This is a genomic window from Caulobacter sp. BE264 (assembly GCF_031457805.1).
In the GTDB taxonomy this organism is placed as follows: domain Bacteria; phylum Pseudomonadota; class Alphaproteobacteria; order Caulobacterales; family Caulobacteraceae; genus Caulobacter.
In genome coordinates this window covers 514,367-528,194 of record NZ_JAVDXI010000002.1, presented here as the reverse complement: position 1 = coordinate 528,194, position 13,828 = coordinate 514,367, and the positions used below count along the sequence as shown (strand labels likewise).

General features: G+C 66.9%; 12 protein-coding genes. 7 read left to right on the top strand and 5 right to left on the bottom strand.

What is annotated here, in order from left to right; translation table 11 throughout:
- The first annotated feature begins 34 nt into the window (after nucleotides 1–34).
- A complete protein-coding gene (gene pgsA / locus J2X45_RS07800) occupies nucleotides 35–652 on the top strand; it encodes a CDP-diacylglycerol--glycerol-3-phosphate 3-phosphatidyltransferase (RefSeq protein WP_310213380.1) in 618 nt (205 codons plus the stop codon).
- Between the two features lie 22 nt (nucleotides 653–674).
- Here pgsA and J2X45_RS07795 read toward each other — a convergent pair whose 3' ends face one another.
- A complete protein-coding gene (locus tag J2X45_RS07795; protein ID WP_310213377.1) occupies nucleotides 675–1,316 on the bottom strand; it encodes a DUF2306 domain-containing protein in 642 nt (213 codons plus the stop codon).
- Between the two features lie 108 nt (nucleotides 1,317–1,424).
- On the opposite strand from J2X45_RS07795, the gene J2X45_RS07790 reads away from it, so the two are divergent.
- Nucleotides 1,425–2,192, top strand: coding sequence for a LytTR family DNA-binding domain-containing protein (locus J2X45_RS07790; RefSeq protein ID WP_310213375.1), 768 nt, complete (start codon nucleotides 1,425–1,427; stop codon nucleotides 2,190–2,192).
- On the opposite strand, the gene J2X45_RS07785 is transcribed toward J2X45_RS07790, so the two are convergent.
- Together J2X45_RS07785 and J2X45_RS07780 are read right to left on the bottom strand one after the other, a co-directional pair.
- Nucleotides 2,189–3,352, bottom strand: coding sequence for a patatin-like phospholipase family protein (locus tag J2X45_RS07785; RefSeq protein WP_310213373.1), 1,164 nt, complete (start codon nucleotides 3,350–3,352; stop codon nucleotides 2,189–2,191). The genes J2X45_RS07790 and J2X45_RS07785 overlap by 4 nt on opposite strands.
- 132 nt (nucleotides 3,353–3,484) lie before the next feature.
- The gene (locus tag J2X45_RS07780; RefSeq protein ID WP_004622582.1) at nucleotides 3,485–3,694 is read right to left on the bottom strand and encodes a cold-shock protein; all 210 of its coding nucleotides are present in this window, start codon (nucleotides 3,692–3,694) and stop codon (nucleotides 3,485–3,487) included.
- Nucleotides 3,695–3,995: 301 nt separating this feature from the next.
- Here J2X45_RS07780 and J2X45_RS07775 point away from each other — a divergent pair, with 301 nt between their 5' ends.
- Nucleotides 3,996–4,190: a hypothetical protein gene (locus J2X45_RS07775; RefSeq protein WP_310213370.1), complete on the top strand. Its 195-nt coding sequence runs from the start codon at nucleotides 3,996–3,998 to the stop codon at nucleotides 4,188–4,190.
- 6 nt (nucleotides 4,191–4,196) lie between these two features.
- Here the strand turns inward: J2X45_RS07775 and J2X45_RS07770 are convergent, their stop codons facing one another.
- Nucleotides 4,197–5,978, bottom strand: coding sequence for an SLC13 family permease (locus J2X45_RS07770; RefSeq protein ID WP_310213368.1), 1,782 nt, complete (start codon nucleotides 5,976–5,978; stop codon nucleotides 4,197–4,199).
- A gap of 414 nt (nucleotides 5,979–6,392) precedes the next feature.
- Here J2X45_RS07770 and J2X45_RS07765 point away from each other — a divergent pair, with 414 nt between their 5' ends.
- The 4 genes from J2X45_RS07765 to J2X45_RS07750 all read left to right on the top strand — a co-directional run bounded on the left by J2X45_RS07765 (nucleotide 6,393) and on the right by J2X45_RS07750 (nucleotide 13,283).
- Complete coding sequence (locus tag J2X45_RS07765; RefSeq protein WP_310213366.1) at nucleotides 6,393–7,730, top strand: PAS domain S-box protein; 1,338 nt, start codon at nucleotides 6,393–6,395, stop codon at nucleotides 7,728–7,730.
- A 271-nt stretch (nucleotides 7,731–8,001) separates the two neighbouring features.
- Nucleotides 8,002–11,301 (top strand): carbamoyl-phosphate synthase large subunit, encoded by a 3,300-nt coding sequence (gene carB / locus J2X45_RS07760; protein WP_310213363.1) that lies wholly within the window; start codon nucleotides 8,002–8,004, stop codon nucleotides 11,299–11,301.
- A 219-nt stretch (nucleotides 11,302–11,520) separates the two neighbouring features.
- On the top strand, nucleotides 11,521–12,813 hold the full coding sequence (locus J2X45_RS07755; protein ID WP_310213360.1) for an SDR family oxidoreductase: 1,293 nt from the start codon (nucleotides 11,521–11,523) through the stop codon (nucleotides 12,811–12,813).
- Entirely contained in the window at nucleotides 12,813–13,283 is a 471-nt protein-coding gene (locus J2X45_RS07750) for a DUF2269 family protein (protein WP_310213357.1), read from the top strand. Before J2X45_RS07755 ends, J2X45_RS07750 begins: the two co-directional genes overlap by 1 nt.
- Here J2X45_RS07750 and J2X45_RS07745 read toward each other — a convergent pair.
- Nucleotides 13,280–13,822, bottom strand: a complete 543-nt coding sequence (locus J2X45_RS07745; RefSeq protein WP_310213353.1) for a hypothetical protein — start codon at nucleotides 13,820–13,822, stop codon at nucleotides 13,280–13,282. The genes J2X45_RS07750 and J2X45_RS07745 overlap by 4 nt on opposite strands.
- Between the last annotated feature and the right edge of the window lie 6 nt (nucleotides 13,823–13,828).

The window sequence follows — 13,828 nt, the reverse complement described above, 5'->3', positions numbered from 1 at the left end:
TCCCTTTCCCCGATTTGTGCGTTATGAAACCCGCATGAAAGCGTTGCCCAACATCCTGACCAGCTCGCGCCTCGTGATGGCGCTGTTCATGTTCATCGCCCTGGGGGCGGCGGCCGGGGCGGTGCCCTATGTCAGCGAGCAGCTGACGGCCGAGACCCAGTTCCGCCTCGAGCGCTGGGCCTTCTACGCCTTTGTGGTGGCCGCGGTGACCGACTTCTTCGACGGCTGGCTGGCCCGCAAGCTGGACGCGGTCAGTGTCTGGGGCGCGATCCTCGACCCGATCGGCGACAAGATCCTGGTGTGCGGCGCGCTCCTGGGCCTGATGGCGCTCGGCCCCAACGCCATGGTCGTGCTGCCGGCCGGCCTGATCCTGTTCCGCGAATTCACCGTCAGCGCCCTGCGCGAAGTCGGCGCGGGCAAGGGCGTCAAGCTGCCGGTGACCTTGCTGGCCAAGTGGAAGACGACCCTGCAGCTGGTGGCGATCGGCGCGGAGATGATCCTGGCCTCGTGGAGCGCCTTTGGCCTGCCGCCCGAGCCTGCCCTGGTCGGGGGCTTCACGGTGGTGGCTCATAGCCTGTTGTGGCTGGCCACGGCGGTCACCCTGGTCACCGGCGCACAGTACTGGGAAGCGGCCCGCAAGGCGCTGACCTAGCGGGCGACCAGGCTGGTCGACCTCAACGTCCTGCTGCCGGGTTGGGGCTGAGACTCCGGGACGACGCGGGACCGGGCGCGGCGAACAGCCAGGCCTCGGCCAGCAGCAGGTTGGGAACCCAGCACAGGAAGGCGATGGCGCGATAGGCCTCGACGAAGGGCAGGGGGCCCATCGCGGCTAACGGCAGGTAGAGCCGCAGGGTGACCGCCGCCAAGGTGAGGGCGAACGAACGCATCATCCAGGCGCGGTGCTCGACAATCCGCCCCTGCACGGCGCGGCGCCAGGCGAGGCTCGTCGCGACGATCCAGGCCACGCCCAGAAGGCCAAAGCCGGCGGTTGCGACCGGGCCGGCCGTGGCGCCCAGCGCCAGCGCGACGCCGCCCGCGCCGCCTGACAGGCAGCCCAGCACATAGATCCGCCCCAGCAGCCGATGCAGCCCTGGCCGACGCGCGCGCAGACCCGGCAGCATCTGGACGGGCCCGACCAGCAGGGCGGTCGCGGCGCCCGCCACATGCACGAAGAGGAACGGATCGACGAAGCGATTGGCCATCACATTGTCCGCCAGGGGGCCGATCCGGGGCAGGTAGCGATAGGCGGTCAGGGCGACCAGCAGGCTGAGGATCATCATCAGCAGCCAGGCGGGGCGGGTCAGGGTTTTCGGCATGGTTGGGCTCCGGTTTCGAGCCGAGATTGCAAGCGCTGCGGCGCCGCGCTACGCCAACCGCGTGAGCGGCGCCTATTCTGCGCGAACGGCGCCAGGGGCGGATGATCGATGATTTTGACGGATCGCCGGGGGGCGCTGAAGCGTCTGGCCATCGACCTGTTGCTGCTTACCGCGCTGGGCCTGGTGATGGGCGTGCTGTCGCCCTTCGGCACCGCTCAGCTGTCCGCCAAGGAGAGCTTCGTCTACTGGCTGCTGTCGATCGTCGGCGGCGGCCTGATCGGCGTGGCGGTCGACGAGCTGCTGGGACAGCGGATCGAAGGTTTTGGCCGCCGCCTGCTTGCCGTGACCACCGTCATGACCCCGGGGGTGGTCATCTGGGTTCGGCTGGTCGAGATGATGTTCGGCCAGGAGGGTTTCTGGCTTCCGCTGGTGCTGTGGTTTCGCGTCTGGGTGATCAGCGGCCTCGTCATGACCGTGCGAATCCTGGTCTGGCGCAGGCCGCCGACGCCGGCTCCCACGGTCGAGACCCGGGTGGTCGTCGCCCCGCCGCTGCCCGAGGCCGAGGCCGTCTTCCGCCAGCGCCTGTCGGCCAAACGACGCGCGGCCCGGCTGATCGCCATCGAAGCCCATGACCACTATCTGCGGGTCCATACCGACGCTGGCGTCGAGCTTTTGACGCTGCGGTTCTCGGACGCGCTCGCCGAGTTGTCGGGCGCGCACGGCTTTCAGACCCATCGATCCTGGTGGGTGGCGGGCGAGGCGATCGAGGCCGCGCAGTGGCGACGCGGCGCGGGCGAGCTGCGGCTGGCCGGGAATCTGGTCGCGCCCGTCAGTCGTCGACACGCGCCGATCTTGCGGGCGGCTGGCTGGCTCTAACCCGGCGCTTGGGCCTCATTCGCCGGATCTGTCGGCGCCGCCCATGCCGCGCCGGACTTGCCCAGGTCATGGCCCAGCTTGAACAGCGCCCGCCGCCCTTCCGAGGCGAAGTCCAGGCCTGAGAAGTCGCCCTTGGCGTCGTCGGGAATGGCCGTGTAGCGGAACACCCCGCCGTTGCGCCGCGTGAAGGCGGCGTTGGCGGTCAGGTGGGTGCGCATCTGGGCCTTGTTCATCGCGATCCAGGAGCGACCCACGATCGACAGGGCGTCGCCCTTGGTGAAGCCGAAACCGCCGTCGATCTGACCGTTGACGATCACCGAGACCTCGCCGGGACCGGTCTGGTCACGCCCCGGCAGGATCGACAGCAACAGCGTCTCGGGGGCCACGAAGAAGGGCGTGGTGACGCTGCCGTCGACATGCATTTCCGACAGTTTGCGGTTGGAGCCTTCCACCTCGATCAGGCTGGGCGGGAAGACGCCGGGAATGCTGGCCGAGGCGACCAGCACGTCGCGGAACAGCTGCAGGGCCGCCGCGTCGCCGCGCGAGGCGATGGCGCCCATGTCCCAGATCATCGCCTCCTCGGTGTCGAGATTGGTGGTGGCGATCATCAACCGCCGGCCCTTGGCGTGCTCGATGGCCACCGCATAGAGCAGTGGCGGGTCAACATACTTGGCCACCAGGTCGCGCAGCGCGTTGTTGCGGAAGATGCTGGGCGTGAAGAAGAGGTCCAGGCCCCGCTTCTCCAGGATGCGGTCGGCGGCCGCGCTGGTGTAGGCTTCGGTCAGGCGGCGATCCCAGTCCTTGCCCAGATAGGCGAAGGGCGCGGTCAGGGCTCCGGTCGAGACCCCTGTGACGATATCGAAGTCGGGGCGGTTCCCCGCCGCCGTCCAGCCCACCAGAACGCCGGCGCCGTAGGCGCCGTTTGAGCCGCCGCCCGAGATCGCCAGGACGTTGACCTTGCGCCCGGCGGTGTGGCTATGGACGTCCTGCGCGAACCGCAGGCCGGCGGCCGGATCGGCGGCGCTGAACCGAACGTCGGAGAGCCCCCGGGGCGCGACGGCGCCGAGGTCCTGGGCCGTGAAGGCCTCGCGCGACACCGTCCCGCAGGCCGACAGCAGCAGGCCCAGCATGACGACGGCCAGGACGCGAAAGCCCCGCATTGGAAAGCGTCTCCGAAAAGGCTGGACGATGATTAGCCCTGTGCGTCGCGCGAGGGAATTACCCCAAACGAAAACAGGCCGGCGCAAGCGCCGGCCTGTCGTAGTCTAGAACCCGTGGGCTCGCTGCGGGCTTTACGCCGCTTGCAGCTGGCCGGCCGAGGTCTTGCCGCTGCGGCGGTCGACTTCCGGCTCGTACGAGATCTTTTGGCCTTCGTTCAGCGAGCCGAGGCCCGCGCGTTCAACGGCCGAGATGTGGACGAAGATGTCCGAACCGCCGTTGTCGGGTTGAATGAAGCCGAAGCCCTTGGTGGAGTTGAACCACTTCACGGTTCCAGTCGCCATGGGGATGTTCCTTATAGGCATAGATGTTCGTCGTCCGGAACGCCCGGTCGACGATCAAATTTCGTTGGAAGTTCGGTAGGCGCGTCCGGCGCTCCCGGTCCGGGAGCAAGGAAAAGCAGGCCGAGCGGCAGCGAATTCGATACGACCATAAACACGATATTTCTGGAGATATCAAGGGAAATACCGAACCTCGACTTTTCAGCTATTTCTCCAGATCGCGAATTCTATTCGAAATAGTTGTCTCGCCGCCTCCGGAGGCGGGCGTGGCCGTCGCCCTCAAAGGGCCTTGCCAGACTCCTTAATGCAATTCATTCTCAACTGCATCATCGCGAAGGAGACGACGATGGTTCTGCGAATGACAGGCGCGAGCTGGCTGGCCGCGATGATGCGGGTCGAGCGCGAAGAGGGCGAGGGGTTCGGCGACGACGCCTGGCTGCTGTTCGGTCCCAGCGATCCTGCGGTGGTCGAACCCCGGGACGGACCCTCTGACGAGTAGCGCGGTCTATCCCGTAAACGGCCAGAACCAGGCGATCAGCCAAGGCGCGATCAGCAGGATCAGGATGGTCAGCGGCGCGCCCAGCCGCGCATAGTCGCCGAAGCGATAGCCGCCGGGGCCCATCACCAGGGTGTTGCACTGGTGGCCGACGGGCGTGAGGAAATCGCAACCCGCCCCGACCGCCACGGCCATCAGGAACGGATCGGGCGACAGGCCCAGGCGCTGGGCCACGCCCATGCCGATGGGCGCGGCGATCAGCACAGTGGCGGCGTTGTTCAGGAACGGCGTGGCGGCCATGGCCACGGCCATCATCGCCGTCAGGGTGAGGAGCGGCGGCAGGCCATGGAAGGCCCCCGACAACCAGCTCGCGATCAGGTCGGCGCCGCCGGTCTTCTGCACGGTGTCGCTGACCGGGATCAGCGCCGCCACCAGCACCAGCACCGGCGCCTCCAGGGCCGCATAGGCCTCGCGCATCCGCAGCGCGCCGCAGGCGACCACCAGCACCGCCGCGCCGAAGAAGCCGGCGGCCACGGGCACAACGCCCGTCGCGACCAGCGCCATAGCCACGGCCAGGATGATCACCGGCAGCAGCGCGTGCCGCACGCCGCCCAGCCTCACCTCGCGCTCGGCCAGGGGCAACAGGCCCAGCGCCTGCAGCGCCGAGGGCAGGGCGTGCTCGCCGCCCTGCAGGACCAGAATGTCGCCCGCCCGCAGGCGGATGGTCGCCAGGCGTCCGGCCATCCGATGACCGCTGCGCGACACGCCCAGCAGGTTGACCCCATGGGCGTGGCTGAGCGTCACGCTGCGGGCGGATTCGCCGATCAGGTCGCTTTCGCCGCCGATCACCGCCTCGACGACGCGCACCTCGTCGGTCGGTTCGTTCATCGCCAAGGGACGATCGGCGTCGCTGAGCCGCAGCTTGGCCGCGACGATCAGCTGGTTCAGCTCCTGCTGCTCGCCCTCCAACAGGAGGATGTCGCCCGAATGGATCTTCAGGTTGGAATGCGGCGACTCCAGCCGCTTGCGGCCGCGCAGAACGGCGACCACCGAGACCGCGCCGTCGGCGGCCTTTTTCAGCGCGCCCACGGTATTGGCGTGAAAGCTCCAGTCCTCGGGGACGGCGACCTCGGTGACATAGGCCTTGGCGGCCAGGGCCGCGTCCACGTCAATCGCCGCCTGGCGCGAGCGGGGCAGCAGGCGATAGCCGATCGTCAGATAGGCGATGGCGATGACGGTCAGGATCCCGCCGACCGGCAGGAAGTCGAACATCTTGAACGGCTGGCCCATCGCCTCCTGGCGTACTTCCGAGACGATGATGTTGGGCGAGGTGCCGACCAGCACAGCCAGCCCGCCGACCAGCGAACCGAACGCCATCGGCATCAGCAGGCGGCCCGGCGGGACGCCGGTGCGCTTGGCGATCTGCAGCGCGCTGGGCATCATCAGGGCCAGCGCTCCGACGTTCTTGGTGGCCATCGACAGCACCGCCGTCGCGCCGGCCAGCACCGGCACCTGGCTGCGCTCGTCCTTCAGCTTGGGCAACAGCGGGGCCATGATCATGTCGACAAAGCCGCTGCGCGCGACCGCCGCCGACAGGACGAGAGCGCTGGCGATGATGATGACGATGTCGTTGGCGAAGCCGTCGAACGCCGCCTTCACCGGGATCAGACCCAGCGCCATGCCGGCCGCCAACGCGCCGAGCGCGATCAGGTCATAGCGCCACCGCCCCCAGATGAAGGCGATCACGGTTGCGCCGATCAGCGCGAAGGCCAGGCTCTGCTGCAATGTCACGAAAGAGGTTTCCCCGAAGCTACGCCATCGGGAAACGGACGAGGCTGGAATGGGTTCAGCTTGATTTGCGCGGGGGGTGCGAGGCGGAGCTTGAGGGGGCAGTTCCATACGGAGCGGCTGCAGGGCGTGGCGGCGGTCGACTTCACGGAAGACTGCGGAGCGTTGGTCGAGGTCTCAGGCCATCGGTTCCTTGGAGCTGGTCAATCAAGAGCGATGCTGGCGATCGCCTGCGTACGGCCCGCCGGACAGTTCCAAAAACAAGTGATCATAGCCCGACCGGGCGTAACGAGCCTCTCGCCGTCCCGTTCGCTTTAAGCTTGGCCATAAGCAATATGCTTTGAAAGCATTGCCACCGCGCCAGCACTTAAATAGGCATAATGTTGAGCAATGCGCGCTCAGGCGGAAAAACCGACCATGGCTGGCGTCTTCGGTGTCACAAGCGATCGCCTTGGTCGCATTGTTGAAGAAGCTGCGAGTGAAGTCTACGTCTTCTCAGCAGACGACTTTCTTTTCAGGATTGTGAACAAGGGGGCTCGTGAAAACCTTGGTTACACCATTGAAGAGCTACGCTTGCTGACGCCGTGGGATCTGAAGCCAGGCATAAGTAAAAATGATTTTATAAAACTCATTGAGCCGCTGAAGAATAAAGGCGTTGAGAGATTAGATTTCGAGACGAAGCATAGGAGGAAGGATGGTTCCGAATATCATGTCTCGGTGAAGTTGCAGATTTTTGACGATGAAGATGATGTTGTCTATTACGCCGCCATTAAAGATATAACGACGCACGTTCTCATCGAAGCGGAACTAAGGGATACGGTTCGGCGTCTTGATGCTATTCTAGACAATACATCCATGTCGGTATTCTTGATGAATGAGCAGCAGCGTTGCGTGTTCATGAACAAGGCGGCTGAGAGACTAACGGGCTTTACCTTTCAGGAAACTGCGGGGCGGGTTCTCCACGACGTCATTCATCACTCTCGCCCGGACGGCTCGCCATTTCCGCTCTCGGAATGCGCGATCGACAGGGCTTTTCCCGAGAACGCCGGCACCCAAGGCGAAGAAGTCTTCGTGCACAAGGATGGCTCCTTCTACCCCGTCGCCTTCACCGCCAGTCCTATAAGGGATGACCACGCCAAGGTGATCGGGACGATCATCGAGGTCCGCGACATCAGCCTTGAAAAGCGCCACGAGGAGGCGCGGAAACTTCTGATGCGCGAGGTCGATCATCGCGCGCGGAACGTTCTGTCGATCGTGCAATCCCTGGCGCGCCTGACCCGGGCGGACGGAATGGCCGATTACAAAGCCATTCTTACCGGCCGGATCGACGCGCTGGCGCGCGCGCAGACGTCCCTGGCGACACGCCAATGGGAAGGAGGGCGTCTGGAAGATGTGGTGAGGGAAGAGCTTGACGCTCTGTGTCCCAAAGATCTTGTCGAGGTCGCGGGTCCCAAGGTCAACCTGTCGCCCGAGCAGGTCCAGCCCATCAGCCTCTTGCTCCACGAGTTGGCCACCAACGCCAACAAGTATGGCGCTTGCAGCCAGGGCGGGGGGCGAATGACCGTGACCTGGACGCTCAGCGACAGGGGGGTGACGCTCCAGTGGCGGGAAAGCGGAGGTCCCGAGGTCGTCGCCCCCACGCGACAAGGCTTCGGGTCTATCCTGGTGGACAACGTCGTACGGCAGTTGCGTGGCGTCATTCGTCGCGCCTGGGAGCCTAGCGGCTTGCTCGTCGAAGTCATCTTCCCCCTTTGATCGGGAAGGGAACGCCGACTCCGGACAGTCGGGCCGCATCGTCGGAGCGCGTCGGCGCCAGTCATCCCCGCCCTGGAATGAGGGGGGTGAACTGCGCCGAACAAAGCCCGTCACTGGCGTCCCTCAGGCGGGATGCTCCTCCCCCTTAACCCTGCGCCAACATGCGGGGTTGCGCCAAACCGACTCCGTCTCTACACGGGCGCCTTAACCTGCAAGATGGTCGACAGCGGGCGCGCGGATGTGCGCGACCGTGTCTTTGCGCGAGTTAGCCATGCCCAAGAGAACAGACATCTCCTCGATCCTGATCATCGGCGCGGGGCCGATCGTCATCGGTCAGGCCTGTGAGTTCGACTATTCGGGCGTCCAGGCCTGTAAGGCCCTGCGCGCCGAGGGCTACCGGATCATCCTGGTCAACTCGAACCCGGCCACGATCATGACTGATCCGGACGTGGCCGACGCGACCTATATCGAGCCGATCACGCCCGAGATGGTCGCCAAGATCATCGAGAAGGAGCGCCCCGACGCGCTGCTGCCGACCATGGGCGGCCAGACCGCGCTGAACACGGCTCTGGCCCTGGAAGAGCAGGGCGTGCTCGAGAAGTTCGGCGTCGAGATGATCGGCGCCAAGGCCGAGGTCATCGACAAGGCCGAGGACCGCCAGAAGTTCCGCGACGCCATGGACAAGCTGGGCCTGGAATCGCCCCGCTCGCGCGCCTGCCACACGCTGGAAGAGGCCATGGAAGGCCTGGAGTTCGTCGGCCTGCCGGCGATCATCCGTCCGTCGTTCACCCTGGCCGGCACCGGCGGCGGCATCGCCTACAATGTCGAGGAGTTCAAGGAGATCGTCGAGCGCGGCCTCGACCTCTCGCCGACCACCGAAGTGCTGGTCGAGGAGAGCGTTCTTGGCTGGAAAGAGTATGAGATGGAGGTCGTCCGCGACAAGGCGGACAACTGCATCATCGTCTGCTCGATCGAGAACATCGACCCGATGGGCGTCCACACCGGCGACTCCATCACCGTCGCCCCGGCCCTGACCCTGACGGACAAGGAATACCAGTGGATGCGCGCGGCCTCGATCGCCGTGCTGCGCGAGATCGGCGTCGAGACCGGCGGCTCGAACGTGCAGTTCGCGGTCAATCCGAAGGACGGCCGCATGGTCGTCATCGAGATGAACCCGCGCGTCTCGCGCTCGTCCGCCCTGGCGTCGAAGGCCACCGGCTTCCCGATCGCCAAGGTCGCCGCGCGCCTGGCCGTCGGCTACACCCTGGATGAGCTGAAGAACGACATCACCGGCGGCGCGACCCCGGCCTCGTTCGAGCCCAGCATCGACTATGTCGTCACCAAGATCCCGCGCTTCGCCTTCGAGAAGTATCCGGGTTCGGAGCCGCTGCTGACCACGGCCATGAAGTCGGTCGGCGAGGTCATGGCCATCGGCCGCACCTTCAAGGAAAGCGTCCAGAAGGCCCTGCGCGGTCTGGAGACCGGCCTGTCGGGCTTCGACGAGGTGCTGATCGACGGCGCCGATGATCCCGACAACGGCAAGGCCGCGGTGATCCGCGCCCTGGGCACGCCCACGCCCGACCGCCTGCGCGTCATCGCCCAAGCCTTCCGCCACGGCCTGACCGTGGACGAGGTCAACGCCGCCTGTTCGTATGAGCCCTGGTTCCTGCGCCAGATCGCCGAGATCGTCCGCCAGGAAGGCTGGGTGAAGGCCGGCGGCCTGCCGCAGACCGCTCAGGGCTTCCGCGAGTTGAAGGCCCAGGGCTTCTCGGATGCGCGTCTCGCCAAGCTGACCGGTTCGACCGAGAAGGCCGTGCGCGCCGCGCGTCAGGCCCTGAACGTGCGCCCGGTGTTCAAGCGCATCGACAGCTGCGCCGGCGAGTTCCTGGCCTCCACGCCCTACATGTACTCGACCTACGAGTTCGGCGCCCTGGGCCAGATCCCCGAGTGCGAGAGCGATCCGTCGGCCGCCAAGAAGGCCGTGATCCTGGGCGGTGGTCCCAACCGGATCGGCCAGGGCATCGAGTTCGACTACTGCTGCTGCCACGCGGCGTTCGCGCTGGACCAGGTCGGCATCGAGTCGATCATGGTCAACTGCAACCCCGAGACCGTCTCTACCGACTACGACACCTCCGACCGCCTGTACTTCGAGCCGCTGACGGCTGAGGACGTGCTGGAGCTGCTCCATGTCGAGATGAGCAAGGGCACGTTGGCCGGCGTCATCGTCCAGTTCGGCGGCCAGACCCCGCTGAAGCTGGCCCACGCCCTGGAAGAGGCCGGCGTGCCGATCCTGGGCACCAGCCCCGACGCCATCGACCTGGCCGAAGACCGCGAGCGCTTCCAGCAACTGCTGAACGGCCTCAAGATCGCCCAGCCGGAAAACGCCATCGCCCGCAGCTGGGACGAGGCAAGGGCGGAAGGCGAGAAGATCGGCTTCCCGTTCGTGATGCGTCCGTCCTACGTGCTGGGCGGCCGCGGCATGGAGATCATCCGCGACCATGACGCCATGGAGCGCTACATCGCCGGCGCCGGCGAGATCTCGCTCGAGCACCCGATCCTGCTCGACCACTATCTGAGCCGCGCCACCGAGGTCGACGTCGACGCCCTGTGCGACGGCAAGGACGTGTTCGTGGCCGGCGTGCTGGAGCACATCGAGGAAGCCGGCGTCCACTCGGGCGACTCGGCGTGTTCGATGCCGCCCTTCTCGCTGAAGGCCGAAACGGTGGAGGAGCTGAAGCGCCAGACGGTGCAGATGGCCCTGGCGCTCAACGTGCGCGGCCTGATGAACGTGCAGTTCGCCATCGAAGAGCCGCACAGCGACAACCCGCGCATCTATGTGCTGGAAGTGAACCCGCGCGCCTCGCGCACCGTGCCGTTCGTGGCCAAGACCATCGGCCAGCCGGTCGCCGCCATCGCGGCCAAGATCATGGCCGGCGCGACCCTCGCCGAATTTGGCCTGAAGGACCTTCCCTACGACCACATCGCGGTCAAGGAAGCGGTCTTCCCGTTCGCCCGCTTCGCCGGCGTCGATACGGTGCTGGGCCCGGAAATGCGCTCGACCGGCGAGGTCATGGGCCTGGATTGGAAGCGCGACGGCGAGACCAGCATGGGCCCGGCGTTCGCCCGCGCCTTCGCCAAGAGCCAGCTGGGCGGCGGCGTGAAGCTGCCGACCAAGGGGACGGCCTTCGTTTCGGTCAAGGAAAGCGACAAGCCCTGGATTGTCGAGCCGGTGAAGCTGCTGCAGGCGGCCGGCTTCAAGGTGCTGTCGACCGAGGGCACCCGCGCCTACCTCGCCGAGCAAGGCGTCCAGGTCGAGCACGTGAAGAAGGTCCTCGAGGGCCGTCCGCACATCGTCGACGTGATGAAGAACGGCGGCGTGCAGCTCGTCTTCAACACCACCGAAGGTAAGCAGGCGCTGGAAGACAGCTTCGAGATCCGCCGCACGGCCCTGATGATGAAAGTGCCTTACTACACGACCAGCGCCGGCGCCCTGGCCGCCGCCCAAGCCATCGCCGGCGCCCCGGCCGAGGCCTTGGACGTGCGTCCGCTGCAAAGCTACGCGGCGGAGTAGGTCCTTGAAATCCCTCTCTCTTTGAGAGAGGGGGGGGGCGTCCCGACGCATGTCGGGATGGGAGGGTGAGTGGTTTCACCCTTTCAGATCGAGGCGCTTGAGGCGGCGTTCGGTGCGCGCCCTGACCGGGGTACGCACTCATCCTCCCTTTCTCCCGAGAGCGGGAACCGGGATGGCGACACCTTCTCCCGCTCGGAGAGAAGAGCTACTGAAGGCCCCATGCGCGTCGCCGTCATCGGAGCCTATGGGCTCATCGGCTCATACATCTCCGCCCGACTGGTTGCGGAGGGGCATGACGTCATTGGCGTCGGGCGCGATCTGACCCAGGCGCGGCGGCGGTTTGCGAACCTTCACTGGAAGCGGGCGGATCTGGTGACGGCCAGCCTTGCGGACTGGACCGCGCTGCTCGACGGCGTCGCAGCCGTGGTCAATTGCGCTGGCGCCCTGCAGGACAGTCCGCGCGACGACTTGAACGCGGTGCATGTTGAGGGTGTCCGGCGACTGGCCAGCGCCTGTCGGGCGCAGGGCGTGCGGTTCATCCATATCTCCGCCGCCGGGGTCGAGGCCGGCAAGCCGACGGCTTTCAACACCACCAAACACGCAGCCGAGACGTTGTTGGCCGAATGCGCGGGGCTCGACTGGATTGTTCTGCGTCCCGGCCTCGTGATCGGTCCGGCGGCCTATGGCGGTACGGCGCTGCTGCGCGGCTTGGCGGGCTTTCCGGGGTTTGCGCCTGTCGTCCATGGCGATAGCCGAGTGCAGGTGGTGGCGGCCGACGACGTGGCCGCCGCCGTTGTTCGGTGCCTCGCGCCGGACGCGCCGCTGCGCCAGCGCCTCGACCTCGTGGACGCCGAGGCCGTGGCCTTGAAGGATCTCGTATCTCGCCTGCGGGCTTGGCTGGGTTTTCCCGCCGCGCCGGTCGTCGACCTGCCGCCGGCCCTGGCGCGGATCGCCGCCGTCGGCGCCGACGCCCTGGCCCTTCTGGGCTGGCGCAGCCCGATGCGCACGGCCGCCTTGGCGCAGCTACGGATGGGCGTGCGGGGCGAGGCGGGCGACGCCGCCATGCTGGGCCTGCAGTTCAAGTCGCTGGACGCCCTGCTGGCGGCCATGCCGTCCGGCGTGCAGGAGCGCTGGTTCGCCCGCGCCTATTTCGCCAAGCCGCTGATCTTGCTCGTCCTGTTCGCCTTCTGGCTGGTGTCGGGGCTGATCGGGGTGACGGCGGGCTTTTCGCCGGCGGTGGCGACCCTGACGACGGCGGGGGTCTCGGAGGAACTGGCCGTTGCAGCGGTGGTCGGCGGAAGCGTCGCCGACATCGCCCTGGCGCTGCTGGTCGCCCATCGCCGCACGGCCGGCCTGGCGCTGAGGGGCATGCTACTGGTGACAGCCGGCTACCTGCTGGGCGGAGCGCTGGTGCGGCCCGACCTGTGGCTCGACCCGCTGGGTCCGCTGGTCAAGAGCATCCCCGCCGCCATGCTGGCGGTGGCCGCCCTGACGACGCTGGAGGAGCGGTGATGGAGCTCTATCTACTGATCAAGGCGGCTCACATCATTGGCGCGGCGGTGCTACTGGGGACGGGCGCGGGGATCGCCTTCTTCATGCTGATGGCCCACCACACCCGCGACCCGGTCCTGATCGCCCACACCGCACGGATCGTCGTCCTGGCCGACTTCGTCTTCACCACCACGGCGGTGATCGCCCAGCCGATCACCGGCGGGGCCCTGGCCCATATGGCAGGATTTCCGTTCAACACCGGCTGGGTCGCGCTGAGTCTGGCGCTGTATGTCGTCACCGGCCTATGCTGGCTGCCGGTGGTGTGGATCCAGATGCGACTGAGGCGACTGGCCGAGGCGGCCGTCACGGCGGGCGAGCCCTTGCCGGCTGCTTATGACCGGCTCTTCCGCATCTGGTTCGTGCTCGGCTTTCCGGCCTTCGCCTCGGTGCTGGCCATCGTGTGGTTGATGGTCGCCAAGCCGGCCTTCTAAGGCCCGCGCCGCACCCCGTTCTTCACCGCATAACACCGCCGCCGCCCCAGCTCCGTCCCGCAGAAGCCCGGCTCCATCGTGCCCTGGTTCAGCATCACATAGGGGTCGCGGCGGCACTGGAACCATTCGTGCTGGAAGCTCAGGTGGTCGGTGTCGCGGTGGAACACCGGCTGCTGGTCCACCGTGTAGAACCGGGCCATGGCCGTGAGGCCGCCGAAGCTGCCCCGGCCATTGACCAGGCCGCAGATGCGGCCCGTGCGGGTTGACCACACCGCGCCCAGCTCCAGCGGGTTGGTCTGCTGCAGGCGGGCCTCGAGATTGGCGTGGACCATTCGCCAGTTGGTCCGCGCCAACGGGGCGTAGCGGGCGGCCTGCTCGGGTGTGGCCGCGGGCAGATCGGCGTACGCGCGCTCGAACCGGGCCACATCCACGCCCGTCACGATGATCGCGCCAAAAGCGCCGGCCACGGCGATGGTCGAGAACACCCGCGCGGCCGCCGAGGTGCGGCGGCGGCGGGCGCCGAAATCCAAAGCGGTCATGGCGCG

Excerpts from the sequence above, each read along its gene's own strand:
- J2X45_RS07765 (WP_310213366.1), top strand. The coding sequence starts at position 6,393 with ATGGCTGGCGTCTTCGGTGTCACAAGCGATCGCCTTGGTCGCATTGTT.
- J2X45_RS07750 (WP_310213357.1), top strand. The coding sequence starts at position 12,813 with ATGGAGCTCTATCTACTGATCAAGGCGGCTCACATCATTGGCGCGGCG.
- J2X45_RS07795 (WP_310213377.1), bottom strand. The coding sequence starts at position 1,316 with ATGCCGAAAACCCTGACCCGCCCCGCCTGGCTGCTGATGATGATCCTC.
- J2X45_RS07775 (WP_310213370.1), top strand. The coding sequence starts at position 3,996 with ATGCAATTCATTCTCAACTGCATCATCGCGAAGGAGACGACGATGGTT.
- J2X45_RS07785 (WP_310213373.1), bottom strand. The coding sequence starts at position 3,352 with ATGCGGGGCTTTCGCGTCCTGGCCGTCGTCATGCTGGGCCTGCTGCTG.
- J2X45_RS07780 (WP_004622582.1), bottom strand. The coding sequence starts at position 3,694 with ATGGCGACTGGAACCGTGAAGTGGTTCAACTCCACCAAGGGCTTCGGC.
- J2X45_RS07755 (WP_310213360.1), top strand. The coding sequence starts at position 11,521 with ATGCGCGTCGCCGTCATCGGAGCCTATGGGCTCATCGGCTCATACATC.
- J2X45_RS07745 (WP_310213353.1), bottom strand. The coding sequence starts at position 13,822 with ATGACCGCTTTGGATTTCGGCGCCCGCCGCCGCCGCACCTCGGCGGCC.
- pgsA (WP_310213380.1), top strand. The coding sequence starts at position 35 with ATGAAAGCGTTGCCCAACATCCTGACCAGCTCGCGCCTCGTGATGGCG.
- J2X45_RS07790 (WP_310213375.1), top strand. The coding sequence starts at position 1,425 with ATGATTTTGACGGATCGCCGGGGGGCGCTGAAGCGTCTGGCCATCGAC.
- carB (WP_310213363.1), top strand. The coding sequence starts at position 8,002 with ATGCCCAAGAGAACAGACATCTCCTCGATCCTGATCATCGGCGCGGGG.